Consider the following 15,977-nt stretch of genomic DNA (forward strand, 5'->3'; position numbering starts at 1 on the left):
TTGATCCGGCTTCTCGGCGCGGGAGACCTTGGCTTCAATGCGCGGGCGCTGGCCAAGGGCACGCTTGCGCACCTGCCAGCCCTTCAGCTGGAAGATCCGCTGCACCGTGTTCTTGTTCATGCCAAGCAGCGCAGCGACCGTGCGATAGCCGAAACTCGGCTCCGCCTCGATCATCTTCTTGATCGGTTCGGCCAGCTCCGGCGTCACTTTGGCTGGCGATCTGGTCGGCTTGTAGATACGTCGTGCGAGGTGCCACACCGAACCATTGGCACAACTTGGTCATCGGAACCGAAACACCTTCGTCCTTCAGGCCCTGCTGGACCGAGAGCATCAGCTCTCGTCCTTTCCCAGCAGGCAGGCCAGCTTTTTTCGGGCGCTAATCTCCAACATCGCCTCGCCGTAGGCCTGCTGCAAGTCCTTCAACTGCCGCTCGTACTGCGCGCGCACGTCCTCCGGCTTCGCCCGCAGGGCGTTCTCCATGCCTCGCTTGCCCTCCTCAACCCAGTTCTCGATCTCGGCAGGGGGCAGGTCGAACTGCCGGCTGGCCGCTGCTACCGTCGTCTTGCCCTGGATGATCTCAAGCACCAGCGCCGACTTGCGCCGGGCGGTCCAGCGCTTGATCTCTTCTTCCATCACTTCGCTCATCGGTGTCTCCTTCGGGGAAAGTAACACCTGAGCAGGAAATCAGTGGGTCATTACACAGCAGACTTCATGCAAACGATCGGCCCCTGCAAACCGTAACGGTCCTTGCATGCAGCGGCAAGCGCCGACTGCGCGGCTGACGCTGCGCGCAGCCGGGGCCGGCGGCGCGCTTGGACAGGCTGACAACATGTAGCGCGCAATCGTCAGGTGAATGCGTCCAGCGGGAGCAACCGCCGTCTCCGCCTGGTCCGGCGGATCCCGGGCACCACCCGCGCCCATCCGGCGGCTGCGCAGTGGTGGTGTCAGCCGCTGCTAGTACGCCGGCTGGTAGCGGAAGGTCAACAGATAATTGCGGCCCTGCTGGGCGTACCAGCGCGCGGTTTCGTACTGGCGGTCGAACACATTGTTGGCGGCAAGTTGCACCTTCCAGTCCGCGTTCACTGCATAACTCACGCGCAGATCCAGCAAGCCGTAGCCGGCCAGGCGTTCGGTATTGGCCAGATCGTCGTAGCGCGCACCCGATCCGAACAGGCTTGCGTCAATGCCGAATGCACCGATGCTGCGGTCGGCATCGATGCGCCCGCTCTGACGCGCACGCCGCGGCAACCAATTGCCGTGATTGACCTCGCCATCGGCCTGCGGCGCAAGCCAGGTCAACGCGCTGCGCACGGTCCAGCCGGCCAGTTCGGTGTCGTAGCCCGCTTCCACGCCGCGGATGCGCGCCCGATCGATATTGTTCGGCTGCCCGAACGGATGCGTCGCATCCACCAACGAGGCGTCGTAGGCGATGAGGTCGTCGATACGGGTCTGGAACGCGCTGAGCGTCCAGGTGCCCCAGTCGTAGCGACCGCGCAGACCGAGCTCGGCACTCTTGGAGGTTTCCGGCCCGAGCAGCGGGTTTCCGTAATCTGGGTAATACAGCTCGTTGAAGGTGGGTGCCTTGAACGCGGTGCCGTAGCTGGCAGTCAGGCGCAGATGCTCGGCAAAATCCCAACCCCACAGCAGGCTGCCGGTGGTCTTGCCGCCGAACTGGCTGTTGTCGTCGTTGCGGCGCAGGCTGGCCTGTAGCGATTGGCTGCCGAGCGTCTGCTGCCACTGCGCAAATGCGGTGCGGTCGATACGGCTGTCGGCATCGTAGGTGTCGCTGCTGGCGATCGCGTCGCGCTGCCAATCGAAGCCGACCGTGAGCAGACCGGGGCCGGTGTCCAGATCGGCCTGCAATGCGCCCTGCTTGCGGCGGGTGTCGTAGGCGCCTTGGTAATACGCATCGCTCAGATCGGCGCTGCTGCCCACGCTGGCAGTGAGCTTGAGCGCATCGCTCGGCGCGTAACGCACGCGGCCGCCGATGGCCTGCTGCACGCCCTTGCTGAGATTGCCGCCGAATGCCGAACCGTCGTATTCGTTACGGCTCTGCGCGCGTAGTGCATGCACATCGGCATCCCATTGGCGATTGAATCGCCAGCCGCCCTGTGCGCTCAACGAATCGTTGCGATAGCCGTCGCGGTCCGGATCGTAGGCGCTGGAGCCGGTATCCAGATACGCGTTGATACCGTCGGTTTCGTCGTGCACGGCGTTCACCCAATACCAACCGCCGGCATCGCTCAGATCGCTCGAGCTGCGCCCGGCAATGCCCGCGCCGTAGCGGCGCGCGTTATCGCTGCCGGCCGCCACGCTAAAGCTCGGCACGAAACTGCCTTGCGGGCGTCGGGTAAAGATCTGGATCACACCGCCCAGCGCTTCGGAGCCATACAGGCTGGAAAACGGACCACGCACGATTTCGATGCGCTCGATCTGCTCGATCGGCAGATCCTGCAGCGCCGCACCGCCGGCGGTGGCCGAGCCGATGCGCACGCCATCGATCAGCACCACCACCTGGTCGGCCTCGGTGCCGCGCAGGAACAGCGAGGTCGCCTTGCCTGGCCCGCCGTTGTTGGCCAGCGACACGCCCGCTTCGCCACGCAACAGGTCCTGCAGCGAATTGACCTGGCGACGCTCGATCTGCGCGCGGTCGATCACCGTGACCGGTGCCAGCGTCTGGTCCTGGGTCTGCGCGGTGCGCGAGGCGGTGACCACGACTTGGTCCAGATCGATGGCGGCCTCGGTCTGGGCCGCAGTGGCAACGCACAGCGACAATCCCACGGCGAGCACGGCACGACGCGGCAAAACGGAAGAAAGGGACATCAACTGCTGCTCCTGAAACCGCGCCAACCCGCGCGTGGGCAATCGGGCGGCAACAGCAACGGGCCAGGCGTCCGGCGCGCAGCGTCAGACGAGCAAGGCCACGCCCACCGCGTGCCGGGTCAATCCGTCAGGCCGGTCTCCGGGCTCGCGAGTGGAAGCTGACGCCTCCGATGCCGCGCCTTCCCATGCGATTGCACAGTGGCGTATTGCGGCATCTGACCTCGCCCACCGTTGCGGGGACAGCTCCGGAATTGCGCCTCGCCCAAGGCGATGCGCGCACCGGATTCCCGGTCAAACCACCGCCCAACCGGCAGTCACCTCAGGGGCGCGCATGGTAGCAGGCGCCTCCGAGGTCTGCGACAACCGGCCAAGCCCGGCGCGTTGCCACGCGCCTTCAGCGGTAACGCACCATCTGCTGGCCTTCTCCTACCGAGACATTGCCTACTTCATGGGGAGAAGCTGGCGCGCAGCGGCGGATGAGGGTACGGGCGTAGCAAATGCGCGCTGCATGCCACTGCAGCGCAAGGGGCAGGCAGCAACGGGCACGGCGATCGTCATCGCACTTATGCCGAAAGCGCGATTGAGTAAACCGCTTCGTCTGGCAGCAAGTCGCTTGCTGTGGAAAGATCGTCGGCACAAACAAGCGCGTGAATGCGATGCGCCAGCGACGTCACGTCGGTGATCCGCCGAATCCACTCGCTCACATACAACTGGACGGCCTCCTGGCTGAGCCCGATCTGGATGGCGCGATGCGGTAGCGGCTGATCGCGCTCAGGGTCACACTGAATCCGCACCGGGGAACGGCTCTTGCGCTGCTCCCATTCTTCATGACGCATGCCGGGGTCGGGATGGCTTGGGCAGCGGTGCGCCAACGCCCACGCGAAGCCTTCGCGCGTCATGTCGATGGCGAGAATGCGCCTCTGGCCTTCGTCCTTATAGCCCTAGTCGGCGCGGTACATCATCCAAAGGAACGACGGCTTGACCCACGTCATCCGCTCCATCTTGAATGGCCGACTGACGAACTTTTGATGCTCCAGAGCGCTATCCGCAATGAGGTCTGAATACGCCCGGTAGACCCGGATCGTCTCGTCATCATAAACGGCACGAATTTGTCGCGTTGGAACCGATGTCGTCATGACGTCGCTCGTGGTGTCATCCGCAATGCATGACAGCTCAGGCAGATCGCCCCACATGCCGCGGAACGATCTGCCCTCATGCGGGTTCAGCCCTTGGTAAATACCAGCCGCCCGCCGTCGGCACACACGCGCACGCTATCGCCGCTGAGATACTGGCCCGACAGGATCTGCTGCGCCAGCGGGTTCTCCACCTGCGATTGGATCGCGCGTTTGAGCGGGCGCGCGCCGTACACCGGGTCGAAGCCGACACTGCCCAGCAATTCCAGCGCCGCATCGTCCAGGTCCAGCTTGAGGCCGCGCTCGGCCAGGCGTTTTTCCAGACCCTGCAACTGGATGCGCGCAATCGACTTGATCTGCGCCTTGTCCAGCGGATGGAACACCACGATGTCGTCCAGCCGGTTGATGAACTCCGGGCGGAAGTGCGCCTGCACCACCCCCATCACCGCCGCCTTCATCTGCGTGTAGGCCTCGGCGCTGCCATCGCCACTCAATTCCTGGATCTGGTGCGAGCCCAGGTTGGAGGTCATCACGATGACGGTATTGCGGAAGTCCACGGTGCGGCCCTGGCCATCGGTCAGGCGGCCATCGTCCAGCACCTGCAGCAGGATGTTGAAGACATCGGCATGCGCCTTTTCCACTTCGTCCAGCAGGATCAGCGAGTACGGACGACGACGCACGGCCTCGGTGAGATAACCGCCCTCTTCATAGCCCACGTAGCCCGGGGGCGCACCGATCAGGCGCGCGACCGAATGCTTCTCCATGAACTCGCTCATGTCGATGCGGATCATCGCTTCTGTGCTGTCGAACAGGAAATCGGCCAGCGCCTTGCACAGCTCGGTCTTGCCCACGCCGGTCGGGCCGAGGAACAGGAACGAGCCGCTGGGGCGATTGGGATCGGACAGGCCGGCACGCGAGCGGCGCACCGCATCGGAGACGACCTTGATCGCTTCGTTCTGACCGACCACGCGGTGATGCAGCTCGTCTTCCATGCGCAACAACTTGTCGCGCTCGCCTTCGAGCATCTTGTTGACCGGAATGCCGGTCCAGCGTGACACCACTTCGGCAATTTCCTCGGCAGTGACGCGGTCCTGCACCAGCTTGAAATCGTGGTGTTCCACCTCGTTGGCCAGCAGCATCTGTTTTTCCAGTTGCGGCAGTACGCCGTACTGGATCTCGCTCATCTTGGCGTAGTCCTGGCGGCGCTGTGCGGCCTCCAGTTCCAGCTTGGCGTGCTCGATCTGCTCCTTGATCTTGGTGGTGCCCTGCAGCGCGGCCTTTTCCGACTTCCACACTTCATTGAGGTCGGAGAACTCACGTTCGAGCTTGTCGATATCGCTTTCCAGATCGGCCAGGCGCTGCCGCGAGGCCTCGTCCTTTTCCTTCTTCAGCATCTCGCGCTGGATCTTGAGCTGGATCAGGCGGCGCTCCAGGCGGTCGAGTTCTTCGGGCTTGGAGTCGATCTCCATGCGGATACGCGAGGCCGCTTCGTCCATCAGGTCGATGGCCTTGTCCGGCAGCTGGCGGTCGGTGATGTAGCGGTTGGACAGCGTCGCCGCGGCCACGATGGCCGGGTCGGTGATCTCCACGCCGTGATGCACCGCGTAGCGTTCCTTCAAGCCGCGCAGGATCGCGATGGTGTCTTCCACCGTCGGCTCGCCCACAAACACTTTCTGGAAACGGCGCTCCAGTGCGGCGTCTTTTTCGATGTACTTGCGGTATTCGTCAAGCGTGGTGGCACCGATGCAATGCAGCTCGCCGCGTGCCAGCGCCGGCTTGAGCATGTTGCCGGCATCCATCGCGCCGTCGGCCTTGCCGGCACCGACCATGGTGTGCAGTTCGTCGATGAACAGGATGATCTGGCCTTCGTTCTTCGACAGGTCGCTGAGCACGGCCTTCAGGCGCTCTTCGAACTCGCCGCGGAACTTGGCACCGGCGATCAGCGCGCCCATGTCCAGCGACAGCACGCGCTTGCCGCGCAGCCCTTCGGGTACTTCGCCGTTGATGATGCGCTGGGCCAGGCCTTCGACAATGGCGGTCTTGCCCACGCCGGGTTCGCCGATTAGCACCGGGTTGTTCTTGGTGCGACGCTGCAGCACCTGGATGGTGCGGCGGATCTCTTCATCGCGGCCGATCACCGGGTCGAGCTTGCCGCTCTCGGCGCGCGCGGTGAGGTCGATGGTGTATTTCTCCAGCGCCTGGCGCTGTTCCTCGGCGTTTTCAGACTGTACGGTTTCGCCGCCACGCAGCTTGTCGATGGCCGCTTCGATCTTCTTCTTGTCTCCGCCGGCCGCGCGCAATGCCACGCCCAGCGGGCTGGCATCGGCGGCGGCGGCCAGCACGAACCATTCGCTGGCGATGAACGCGTCGCCATGTTGCTGGGCGAGCTTGTCGGTCTGGTTGAGCAAGCGATTGAGATCGTTGCCGATCGACAGATTGCCTTCCTGCCCGGACACCTTGGGCAGCGTGTCCAGCGCCTCGCCCAGCCGCTCGCGCAGCAGCGGCACGTTGACGCCGGCCTGCGACAGCAGCGGGCGCGTGCTGCCGCCGCTCTGGTCGAGCAGCGCCGCCAGCACGTGCACCGGCTCGATGATGTTGTGGTCGCGGCCCACGGCCAGCGATTGCGCGTCGGCCAACGCCTGCTGGAACCGCGAAGTGAGCTTGTCCATCCGCATGGGGAAATCCTCTGAACAGGTGGCCGGCAGCGCCGGCGATACCGTGCAGATGCGGTTGCCGAGCGGGGTTTCAAGGCTTGCCGGTGCTGGAGATCGGCAGCTCATATGCCGCTGCCGCCCCTGGCGGGCTGGGCGAAGGCGTTTCGCGCAGCCGGACTTCTGTTGCAACTGCGGTCCGTGCAGCAGCTTCGCAGCGAGTGGCAGCCGCTACGGGCGCGGCCCAAGCTGCGCCTGGCGCTAGATGGCCCGACACCACCGCGCCCCTGCCTGGACGCTCGCCCGGCGTGCCGGGATCCACGCCCACTGGCCTGGCGGGCACCGCCTGGCTCCGGCGCTTGCGTCGCGGTTCGCCGACGCGGCAGCCTCTACCTCTGGAATGCGCATCACGTAATCGCGTATGAGTGGCGATAATGCGCGGATGGATGATGCTCCCAAGCCCTGGCACCTCTACCTGCTGCTCTGTCGCAACGGCAGCTATTACGCCGGCATTACCAACGATCTGGAGCGGCGCTTCCACGCCCATCTGCGTGGCACCGGTGCGCGTTACACGCGCGCCAATCCACCCGTGCAGGTGCTCGCCAGCCACCGCTACCCGGACCGCGCCAGCGCTTCGCGCGCAGAATGCGCGCTCAAGCGCCTGCCACGTGCGCGCAAGCTCGCTTGGCTGCAGGCCCAAGCCACCGACGCAGAGTCACAACCTGCTGACGTATCGCTCACGCCCATCTAGCCATCGTTTTCCTACCCTTCAGCGCCCTCAATGCGGAGCTGCGCATGCATTATCAGCTGTATTACTGGACCGGTCTGCAAGGCCGCGGCGAATTCGTGCGACTGGCACTGGAAGACTCTGGCGCGGCGTATACCGATGTCGCCCGCATCCAGGGCGACGAGGCCATGACAGCGTTTTTGCAAGGCGAGCAGGTGGGCGCGCAGCCGTTTGCACCACCATTCCTCAAGGCCGGCGACGTCGTGGTGGCACAGGTCGCAGCGATCCTGCATTTCATCGGGCCGCAGTTGCAATTGGTACCAGATTCGGAGCCGCAGCGACTACAGGCGCTGCAATTGCAGCTGACCATCGCCGATCTGGTGGCCGAGGTGCACGACACCCACCATCCGATTGCCACCGGCCTGTATTACGAAGACCAACAAGCCGAAGCAGCCAAGCGTGCGCGGGACCTGCGCGAGAACCGCCTGCCCAAATTCCTGGGGTATTTCGAGCAGGTATTGCAACACGCTGGCGGCACGCATTTGCTCGGCACGCATTCGTACGTGGATCTATCGCTGTTCCAGCTGGTTAGCGGCCTGGAGTACATGTTCCCCACGCGCATGGCGACGCTTGCAAACAAACTGCCAGGGTTGAAGGCGTTGCACCAGCGGGTAGACCAGCGGCCGCGCATTGCGGCCTATCTGGCGTCCGAACGACGTGTGGCCTTCAACACCAATGGCATCTTCCGCCATTACCCCGAGCTGGATGCGGCTTAGGCCGCGGCGACTGGGTCGCTGCGTACGGTCGCTATAGGCCGGCGCCGCATGAGGGTGTGGCGCCGGCCGTGTTGCTGATTGGTGCTATCGACTACACAGCAGAGCCGCTGCCGTTGATCGCCCTGTGCAGTATGAGTCCACGCATCTACGCACGCAGTTATGTACGGAGGCCGCAGCTGCCTGGCATGCGGCTTTTGCCCTTGGGGAAGTGGGACGCTAGCGGCCTCAGCGCCCCTGCAACAGGGCCGTGCGAATCTGCTGCAGTTGCGCCTTGACTGCGGCAGCCTGCGTCGGTCCCAGCCGCAGCAGCGCCTTCTGCCCCACCGACAGCGATTCCAGCGATGGGGCGACGAAGCGGTAGCGGTAGCGGCCGCGGTCGTCGCGTTGCACCTCGATCGGCTGCTTCGGCGCAGGCGTGCGCAGCAGGTGGTCGATCACATCCACGACGCGGTCGTTGAAGTAACGATCCGGCGCGCCCAGATCCGCATATGCCTGCTGAAACAATGGATAAAAGCGCACATAGCTGCGCGCCATGGCCTGCGCATCCAAACTGGTGAATGCGGCCACGTACGGGGCATAGCGCGCCGCATTGCCCTGATCGAGCACCTGATGGTCGCCTGCGCCGGTCACCTGCAACTCGCCAGGCACCGGCTGCAGCACCAAGGCGCGGTGGCTGATACTGGGTTGGGTGAGATTGTCGATCATCACCACCACACGTTCGATCAGGTGCTTGCGCAACACGATCGACAACGCGTCATCGTTCTGCACCAACGCCAGCAGCGCTTGCCACGCGGCATCGTCGCTTTGCGCCAACGCAGGAATCGCAGCATCGGCAGCGTCGGCCGATGCTGCCGACACCGGGTGACGTGGCTCGCTATTGACCGGCGTCGGCTGTGGGCTGACCGCGGCGGCCACAGCACTGGCGGTACGGCTGATGGGTGCGGGCAAGTTGCCTTGTGGATCGGGCGGGCCGCTGAACAGCCACCACGCGGCGCCAACGATCAATGGGACCGCCAACAACCACGGCCAGCGCGAGGATGTGCTTTGCATCGTGGAACTCCTGACATCGACAACATCCAGGGTGTGACCATGGGATGCTGTGGTGGTTCCATCGATTTACGGTGTCGGCCCGTCTAACTGAGAGGTCGAAGGCGCGATGCTGTCACCGCCTAAGTGACACGGCAACCAACGATGTGCTGCCTCATTTGTTGAAACCCATGCACACCGACCGTGTCGACCCGTCCTTGCCCGCTCACCGTCGCGGGACCGGTGGCGGCATGGATGCCGCCACGGAGCCACTGGGACGTACCTGCAGCATGTCCTGCGATGGTGGGCGGGCAAGGACCCTGCAACGCACCGGCAGCACCTTCGCGCTGCGCTCCACTTCGGTTAGCCTGCAAAATCCAGTCGCGCATTCACCCAGGCCGCGACAATGGCAGCAGCGACCTGTTCGGCGTGCTTGGCCGGCATGCGCTTTTCGCTTACCAGCCAGGCCGCTGTCTCTGCGCGCACCTTGGGCAACAGCGCGCGCACGGCGTTGCGCTCGGCTGCCGGCCAGTCGCTGTCGTCGCTAGACCATGCAGCATCGCCTGATCCGGATCGTTGCCGTAGCGCTTGCGCAACTCCGGCTGCAGATACAGTGCCGGCGAGACGGCAGCCCGCAGCGCGATGATTTGCCACTCGGCGTAGCTGGCGTAGCGGATGTTTCCCGCATCCTTGCTCAAGGCTTCGATCAGCCCGGCGAATCCGGCATCCAGCTGTTTCCAGCTCGGCCGCGCGAACAGCCCACCGGGCGGCTCGCAGATCGGCGCGAAACTGTCGCGTGTCGAGCCATAGAGTGGACCGAACGCGTCGTAGGCCGGCTCGCCTACTGCGGCGAAGATGAATCAATGCACGTACGGCCGCTCGGAACGATCCTCGCGCTCGATCCACATGCGTAGCAAGGTCAGCACGCGCTGCTGCTGTTGCATGGCAGGCGCGCCATCCACATCGTCGAGCAAGGACGCTGCGAAATCGTCAGTCTTGCGTAACGCCTTGCGCGCGCTTTCAAAACGCGCGCCCGCCAACGCCACATCCACGCCTGCGGCAGGCACGAAGTGATGCAGATACGCCAGCCATGCCGAGGCCAGCGGCGCGTCGTAGCCCTGCAACTGGCGCGCAGCGTCCGCTGGCGTTTTCGGGATGCTCGCGATGATGCGGTCCAGCGTTTGCTGCTGGGCGTCGCGTGTCTTGCCCAGTGCGTCGACCCTGGCCTTCAAACTGCGTTGCAGGCAGTCATCCATCTTGGCGTCCTGCGCGCAGGCATTGCGCTGGCGCAACCAGGCGCGTTGCTGATCGTGTACTGCGGTTAGCGAGCCGCGCGGCGCGGTGCCCAGCACGCTGCGATACGCCTCATCCAGCTGATCGTGCAGCTGACCGAGCGCTGGTACCGCGCATAGCCGCTTTTCCACCGGCGTACCCGGCTGTTTGCAGTCGAACGACGCCGTCCATGCGGCGCCAGCGCTCAGCACTAACGCACCACCCACAATGCTCTGCACGCCACGCATCCGATACTTCACTGCAACGACTGCTTGCGCGCTGGCAGCAGCGACAGCAACAGCAGCGTCGCCGCCAGCGCGACATAGGCACCGACGAACTGCCAGCTGATCACCCGCGCCAGGCCTTGCAGCGACCACGGCAGATAGATGCCGCCGCGTGGGTCCACCGAGTGGACCAGGCCGAACAGGGTCAGTCCGGCGGCCACCAGCAGGAACGCCGCGCCACGTCGCAAGCGCCCGTCGATCATCGCCGCCACCGTGGCGATCCACAGCATTGCGGTGATGATGAAACCATTGCCTAAGGCGAAGATCACTGCCAGTTCCGGCAGGCCGTGGCCATCGATCTTGGTGGTTAGCGCGACCAGCTGCTCCGGTGCAATCCAGCCCGGCGCCTTGATCGTCAGCAGGTACGCGACCGACGGCAGAAAGCCCAGCACCATCGCGCCGGCGTGCTGTTTGGGCGTGGCCTGGAATGCCTGGGTGGTGATGTCGATGGAGACATACACGATGATTGGCGCCAGCACCGCCAGCGGCAGCCATTGCACCAGGCCGCTGATCACGCCAAGCATGCCGCCGATCCCGATGAACACACCTGTCAGCAGCGTGTAACCGCAGCGCGCGCCCATGTGCTTGTACGCGGGCTGGCCGATGTAGGGCGTGGTCTGCGCCACACCGCCGCAGAGGCCGGCCACCAGCGTGGCCAGGGCTTCCACCAGCAGGATGTCGCGGGTGCGGTAATCGTCGCCTGCCGTGCGCGCGCTCTCGCTGACGTTGATGCCGCCCACCACCATCAGCAAGCCGAACGGCAACAACAACGGCAGATACGCCACCGTAGCCGGCAGGCCGTCGATAAAGCCCAGCGTCGGCAGCGGCAACACGATCTGCGGCGGATTCCACGCCGGCAAGGCGAAGCCGGGTGCACCCAATCCCGCCAGCCCAAGCCCGTAATACAACGCGGTGCCAATCACGAACACCACCAGCACGCCGGGCAATTTGGTCGGTAGGCGGCCCTTGGCGAGCAGCACATACAGCAGCAGGCCCAAGGTGACGAAGCCGGCCACCGGCGAACGTAGCGTTTCCAGCAGCGGCAACAAGCCCATCAGCACCAGCGCGATACCGGCGATGGAACCGAGCAGGGCTGCACGCGGCAGCGCGCGCGTCACCGCTTCGCCTGCGAACGACAGCACCAACTTGAGCAGGCCCATCACCACCAGCGCGGCCATGCCGAGTTTCCAGGTGGCGATCGCGGCAGCCTGCGGGTCCAGTCCCTGCGCTTTGAAACCGGCAAATGCCGGGCCGAGCACCAGCAGCGCCATGCCGATGCTGGTGGGCGCATCCAGACCCAGCGGCATGGCGGTGACGTCGTCGCGCCCGGTGCGCGCGGCCAGCCGCCGCGCCATCAAGGTGTACAGCAGATTGCCAACCAGCACGCCGAACGCAGTGCCGGGGAACATGCGCTGGAACACCACCTCGGCCGGGAACTGGAAGATGCCGACCAAGGCCACCGCAATGAAGCCAAGGATGGAGAGGTTGTCGACCACCAGGCCGAAGAAACCATTGAGATCGCCAGCGACGAACCAGCGCGGCGCAGCCGCAGGACGCGAAGAGGGAGCCGACATAAGAACCAAAGAAGCGTGGGATTCGGCCGATGGTAGCTGCTGCACCGTGCCTGCAACAGCGTTCAAATGAAACGCGAAGAATGCATCATTGGAATGAGGGGCAATGCAGGCCGTCGCATATCAAGGCAGGTGTGCTTCCATGCCGTCCACTCAGGCGCCATCGCGATCAGCTTACGGCGCGCACCGCCAGACAGGCCCACTCGAACGCCCATATATAGCCCGCCACCATACGGTAGCGGCGCGGCTTGCTATGAAATGCACGCCCTGACACCTGCTGCCACTTCAATGCAAGCCCCATTCAACAGACACCGGCGCCCGATCCGCTTGCGTTTGAGCAGGCCGAAGAAGCTCTCCCCCGGGGCGTTGTGCCCCAAGGGCAGGCTTCGCGCTCGTGGCGGTTGCCGCGCTGCCTCATGCTGCATATCACGCCATGGGCTGCCAGCAAACCCTGCCAGTGATCGCTGGTGTAGATCAAGCCTGATCGGAGTAAACCGGGCAGTCGAATGCAAGTTTGCGCCGCAACACTGACGATAACAGGGCCTGCAACACCAGTTGCTCAACACGCTGACCACATTGGCCAGCTGGCTGGCAGGACTACGCTGCGAGTCCACCGGAATCGTGCGCTGTCTATTGCGAGATAAACGCACGCACACGCCCTACCCGACGCCGCGTATCGGCCGCGAGGCCATGGTCATGCGCTGACCGATGAGACCGGCCCGACGGTCGCTGGCATGCTTGCGCACATGGCCCGACGCAGTACGCATGCAGATGACGTTGATGCCGCAAAACGTGGAGGCTTAAGAAGCTGGGGCATTCCATCGGAATTGACCGCTCAGTGTCTTCTGTCACCTTCGTTGTCATCACCTCTTCCGCCCAGCTTCGCCGCACACGCGTCGTTTTCGGCTCCCGAGCAAGGACGGCGGTGTTCGATGAGAGTATTGCATCCTCGACCATTCCTGGTGAGGTATCCCATGCGTTCCGCAGCGTTGCCATCCATGTCGCCTACGGTGAGAAGACAAGAGATAGATCTGGAAAGCGGCCTTGCCGAGATCGAACTCGGCAACACATCGTCGCCACATAGCGACGAGCAAATAAATACGCAATTGCAAGGCTTGCCGCAGCAACCGGCACGCAGAGCATCGACCAGAACAACGCGGCAACGGGTTGCAGGCCATGTCTCAACCGTCGCCGGCGTCGGTGCCACTCTCACTGGCCTGGCCTCTATCCCCCCACCGGTAGTCGCATTTTTCGGCTATATCAACGAGAAAGATCAACTTGGAAAATATGCCGGGATCGCAACACTGGCCGGTATTGCCACCACTTGCGCGCTGAGTACCGTACAGCGGCTGGCACACGCTTATGCCTATGGATACAACATCCGTTCCAGAGCGCACGCACTGGGAACGACCCAAGACTGTATGAAGCGAGCTGTCGATATTGTCACGATGCCCGATGAGCATGATCGTGCGGAGCATCCGATGAACGAGCATGAGAGCAACCAGCTCGCCGAGGATCTACTGCGGTTGGCAAGGTGGGAGCCTTCCAACTTGGAACCAGGCCTGTGGCAGGCGGCCAGCGGCGTTGGCGATGATGCGGGCGCATTGGTCGATCGCTTGCTTGCCTTTAGAAGATCCGATACCGCACCAGCGTCCGCTGCATCATCTTCTGGGGCATAGCGTACGCGCGCTGCCGCGAAGAAATACTTACAGCCCGCATCATTTATTTGGATCCAGTCGCTGGCGCAAGGCGTGTACGGTCAGCCCAGTGCCGTGATCCTGGAAGATAGCGTGCGTTCGTCGGGTCTTAGGACTGTCCGATCAACCCCACGGGAGGGTGCCAATGCAGCCAATAAGTGGCGTCGCTCCAGCCACAGGTTAGACAGCGCAAACAGCGTCAGCACCTGCGTGGCGTTCTTCGCCACGCAGCAATAGCGCACCCTGACATAACCGAACTGCGCTTGAGCAGCCGGAACGGATGCTCCATCTTCGCCCGCAGGCAGCCTCGGCATGCTCCCATCGCTTACTCCATTTCAATTGGCACTTGTGTTTGATTGCCCCCCCTTCCCATGACTTTAGCCAGCCAGACCTGGAAAACTCGGCGAGACCGGGGCCCAGCAGACGCACGGCTGCAGCACACCTGCTGGAGCGCACGATCCTGACTGGACCTAATCAAGGGAAGCCTGGAGCATGGATTTCGTGGCGGTGCATTATTCGACGGGCGTCGCTTCCGCGCCCTGACCGCCGTGGACAATTTCATGAAGGAACGTTTTATCATCAAAATGGATCAGCAAGTCACCGGCGAAGACGTGGCGGCAGTGACGGAACTGCTTGCAACACCAACGCGACCTACAGCAGCGCATCCAGACCGATAACGGCAGCGAGTTCACATCGATGGTGATGGACTACCGGGCCTACGACAATCGAGGTTCGTCCTTCGCATTATTTCTTCTTGTTCTCGATCAACACAGTCGCCTCTGGCGGTTTATTAACCTCCTGGACCGGCAACGGGGCATCGCAATGAAAACGGTGAAAAAATTATTAACATGTTCCTGCTCTTTTACATCTCCTGATTCTCCGCCGGATCACGATGATGCAGAGAGGGCCGGCGAGTCCAATCAAGGCCCGGCGAGACCTGGGGACCGGCGCCTTTCCGGGCTCACCGATAGGCCAAGGCCCCCTCGGCCGCAGGCCGCGCCAGCATATGCATTCAGCACACCAGAGCGTCAGGTACGCACAAAGATCGAGACGCACTTGTTGCCGAGAATCAACGATCTCGTCGAGCTTTGCAGGACACTCCACGTCGAAGGCATCCCGACTGATCAAGCCGAGGCGTTGCAGTCCCTGATGCAGCAGCGTGTTCAAGGGACACTCGTCCATGCTGGCGTGCAAATTGGTGGAGGCGACGACTTGGAGGAAGCCGTGAAAAGGCTTGAAGATCAGGTTGAAGACTACTTCCAACAAAACCCGGACATCGGCCGGCCGATATTGCGGCCTCAGCTGCCCCCGGTCGCGACCTCAGATCATGTCAATACGCCATCTAGCTCACGTCGGCCATTATTGCCCCCATACATGCTGAGACCTAACCCAGTGACGCGAGAAGGACGGCGTGCAGAGATCACCCATGACGTCATGCGCGCTGCCCTGAAGATGGTGCATGTGCCTTCCCAGACTTCGAGTGCGATGGAACAAGCAGACAATGTAGTGGATACCAAAGTTGGGAACTTTCTCGAGGCAATCAGGCAAAATAAGCAGGTGCATATGATGGTGGTAGCGACAGCCAAGGAAAACAAGGGTAACGCCTCAGACCTGGTGAACGCACTGAGGAGCCTCGTCAAGTCCCAACCGAAACTCGGGCGAAGCTGGGACTGAGGCAATGACAGCGGCTAACAAACCTATAGCGCAACCGTCGGGCGGATGCGGCGGATGCGCGGAATCGGCATGTACCACTCGCACGTTCCGGTTATAAGCGCGCCACCCATACTTAGAGCGGCTAACAAAACCCTTGAATTCTGTTGAGTCGGCGGCAACATTGCCGACATGACACGTCGCAACGAGATCCCTATTGCGCTGTGGAAGTGCATCGAGCCACTGATTCCGCAGGTCAAGCCTTCCCCCAAAGGTGGACGACCTCGTGTCAGTGATCAGCAGGCCCTCAACGGCATCGTCTATGTGCTGCGCACGGGCATTGCGTGGGAAGACCTGCCTTTGGAAC

The 15,977-nt window shown here is 63.2% G+C and carries 10 protein-coding genes, 4 pseudogenes and 1 riboswitch; of the genes and pseudogenes, 5 read left to right on the forward strand and 9 right to left on the reverse strand.

The features are described from left to right. The 5 genes and pseudogenes from XAXN_RS22745 to clpB form a co-directional block, all read right to left on the reverse strand. A pseudogene (locus XAXN_RS22745) lies at nucleotides 1-207 on the reverse strand (IS3 family transposase); the annotation flags it as partial. Between the two features lie 123 nt (nucleotides 208-330). After that, on the reverse strand, nucleotides 331-645 hold the full coding sequence (locus tag XAXN_RS13135) for a DUF1153 domain-containing protein (protein WP_054319862.1): 315 nt from the start codon (nucleotides 643-645) through the stop codon (nucleotides 331-333). 309 nt (nucleotides 646-954) lie between these two features. Continuing rightward, on the reverse strand, nucleotides 955-2,823 hold the full coding sequence (gene btuB, locus XAXN_RS13140; RefSeq protein WP_054319869.1) for a TonB-dependent vitamin B12 receptor: 1,869 nt from the start codon (nucleotides 2,821-2,823) through the stop codon (nucleotides 955-957). 113 nt (nucleotides 2,824-2,936) lie between these two features. Beyond that, nucleotides 2,937-3,160, reverse strand: a riboswitch (cobalamin riboswitch). 226 nt (nucleotides 3,161-3,386) lie between these two features. Next, a pseudogene (locus tag XAXN_RS13145) lies at nucleotides 3,387-3,959 on the reverse strand (DUF4291 domain-containing protein). A gap of 86 nt (nucleotides 3,960-4,045) precedes the next feature. Then, nucleotides 4,046-6,631 carry an ATP-dependent chaperone ClpB gene (gene clpB, locus XAXN_RS13150; RefSeq protein WP_054319863.1) on the reverse strand — a complete coding sequence of 862 codons (2,586 nt, stop codon included), beginning with the start codon at nucleotides 6,629-6,631 and terminating at the stop codon, nucleotides 4,046-4,048. A gap of 397 nt (nucleotides 6,632-7,028) precedes the next feature. Between clpB and XAXN_RS13155 the strand changes: the two genes are divergently transcribed. Both XAXN_RS13155 and XAXN_RS13160 read left to right on the forward strand, forming a co-directional pair. Next, the gene (locus tag XAXN_RS13155) at nucleotides 7,029-7,358 is read left to right on the forward strand and encodes a GIY-YIG nuclease family protein (RefSeq protein WP_054319864.1); all 330 of its coding nucleotides are present in this window, start codon (nucleotides 7,029-7,031) and stop codon (nucleotides 7,356-7,358) included. Nucleotides 7,359-7,402: 44 nt separating this feature from the next. After that, nucleotides 7,403-8,110, forward strand: coding sequence for a glutathione S-transferase (locus tag XAXN_RS13160; protein ID WP_054319865.1), 708 nt, complete (start codon nucleotides 7,403-7,405; stop codon nucleotides 8,108-8,110). A 225-nt stretch (nucleotides 8,111-8,335) separates the two neighbouring features. Here the strand turns inward: XAXN_RS13160 and XAXN_RS13165 are convergent, their stop codons facing one another. The 3 genes and pseudogenes from XAXN_RS13165 to XAXN_RS13175 form a co-directional block, all read right to left on the reverse strand. After that, a complete protein-coding gene (locus tag XAXN_RS13165; protein WP_054319866.1) occupies nucleotides 8,336-9,160 on the reverse strand; it encodes a DUF3014 domain-containing protein in 825 nt (274 codons plus the stop codon). 339 nt (nucleotides 9,161-9,499) lie between these two features. After that, nucleotides 9,500-10,656: pseudogene (locus XAXN_RS13170) on the reverse strand (lysozyme inhibitor LprI family protein). Nucleotides 10,657-10,664: 8 nt separating this feature from the next. Next, nucleotides 10,665-12,266 carry a SulP family inorganic anion transporter gene (locus XAXN_RS13175; RefSeq protein ID WP_054319867.1) on the reverse strand — a complete coding sequence of 534 codons (1,602 nt, stop codon included), beginning with the start codon at nucleotides 12,264-12,266 and terminating at the stop codon, nucleotides 10,665-10,667. A 971-nt stretch (nucleotides 12,267-13,237) separates the two neighbouring features. On the opposite strand from XAXN_RS13175, the gene xopAV reads away from it, so the two are divergent. Beyond that, nucleotides 13,238-13,942 (forward strand): type III secretion system effector XopAV, encoded by a 705-nt coding sequence (gene xopAV, locus XAXN_RS23175; protein WP_241148122.1) that lies wholly within the window; start codon nucleotides 13,238-13,240, stop codon nucleotides 13,940-13,942. A gap of 164 nt (nucleotides 13,943-14,106) precedes the next feature. Here the strand turns inward: xopAV and XAXN_RS23690 are convergent. Next, nucleotides 14,107-14,261, reverse strand: a pseudogene (locus XAXN_RS23690) (transposase); the annotation flags it as partial. Nucleotides 14,262-14,593: 332 nt separating this feature from the next. Here XAXN_RS23690 and XAXN_RS23185 point away from each other — a divergent pair. Together XAXN_RS23185 and XAXN_RS21515 are read left to right on the forward strand one after the other, a co-directional pair. Continuing rightward, on the forward strand, nucleotides 14,594-15,634 hold the full coding sequence (locus XAXN_RS23185) for a hypothetical protein (protein WP_241148121.1): 1,041 nt from the start codon (nucleotides 14,594-14,596) through the stop codon (nucleotides 15,632-15,634). Between the two features lie 168 nt (nucleotides 15,635-15,802). Beyond that, nucleotides 15,803-15,977, forward strand: a 175-nt coding sequence (locus tag XAXN_RS21515) for a transposase (protein WP_134984882.1), incomplete at its 3' end; no start/stop codon positions are given.

It is taken from the genome of Xanthomonas axonopodis, from assembly GCF_001304695.1.
Classification (GTDB): Bacteria; Pseudomonadota; Gammaproteobacteria; order Xanthomonadales; family Xanthomonadaceae; genus Xanthomonas; species Xanthomonas axonopodis.

Bases quoted from the DNA above. Each gene is read 5' to 3' on its own strand.
- XAXN_RS13160 (WP_054319865.1), top strand. From the start codon at position 7,403: ATGCATTATCAGCTGTATTACTGGACCGGTCTGCAAGGCCGCGGCGAA.
- XAXN_RS13165 (WP_054319866.1), bottom strand. From the start codon at position 9,160: ATGCAAAGCACATCCTCGCGCTGGCCGTGGTTGTTGGCGGTCCCATTG.
- clpB (WP_054319863.1), bottom strand. From the start codon at position 6,631: ATGCGGATGGACAAGCTCACTTCGCGGTTCCAGCAGGCGTTGGCCGAC.
- XAXN_RS13155 (WP_054319864.1), top strand. From the start codon at position 7,029: ATGAGTGGCGATAATGCGCGGATGGATGATGCTCCCAAGCCCTGGCAC.
- xopAV (WP_241148122.1), top strand. From the start codon at position 13,238: ATGCGTTCCGCAGCGTTGCCATCCATGTCGCCTACGGTGAGAAGACAA.
- XAXN_RS13175 (WP_054319867.1), bottom strand. From the start codon at position 12,266: ATGTCGGCTCCCTCTTCGCGTCCTGCGGCTGCGCCGCGCTGGTTCGTC.
- XAXN_RS13135 (WP_054319862.1), bottom strand. From the start codon at position 645: ATGAGCGAAGTGATGGAAGAAGAGATCAAGCGCTGGACCGCCCGGCGC.
- btuB (WP_054319869.1), bottom strand. From the start codon at position 2,823: ATGTCCCTTTCTTCCGTTTTGCCGCGTCGTGCCGTGCTCGCCGTGGGA.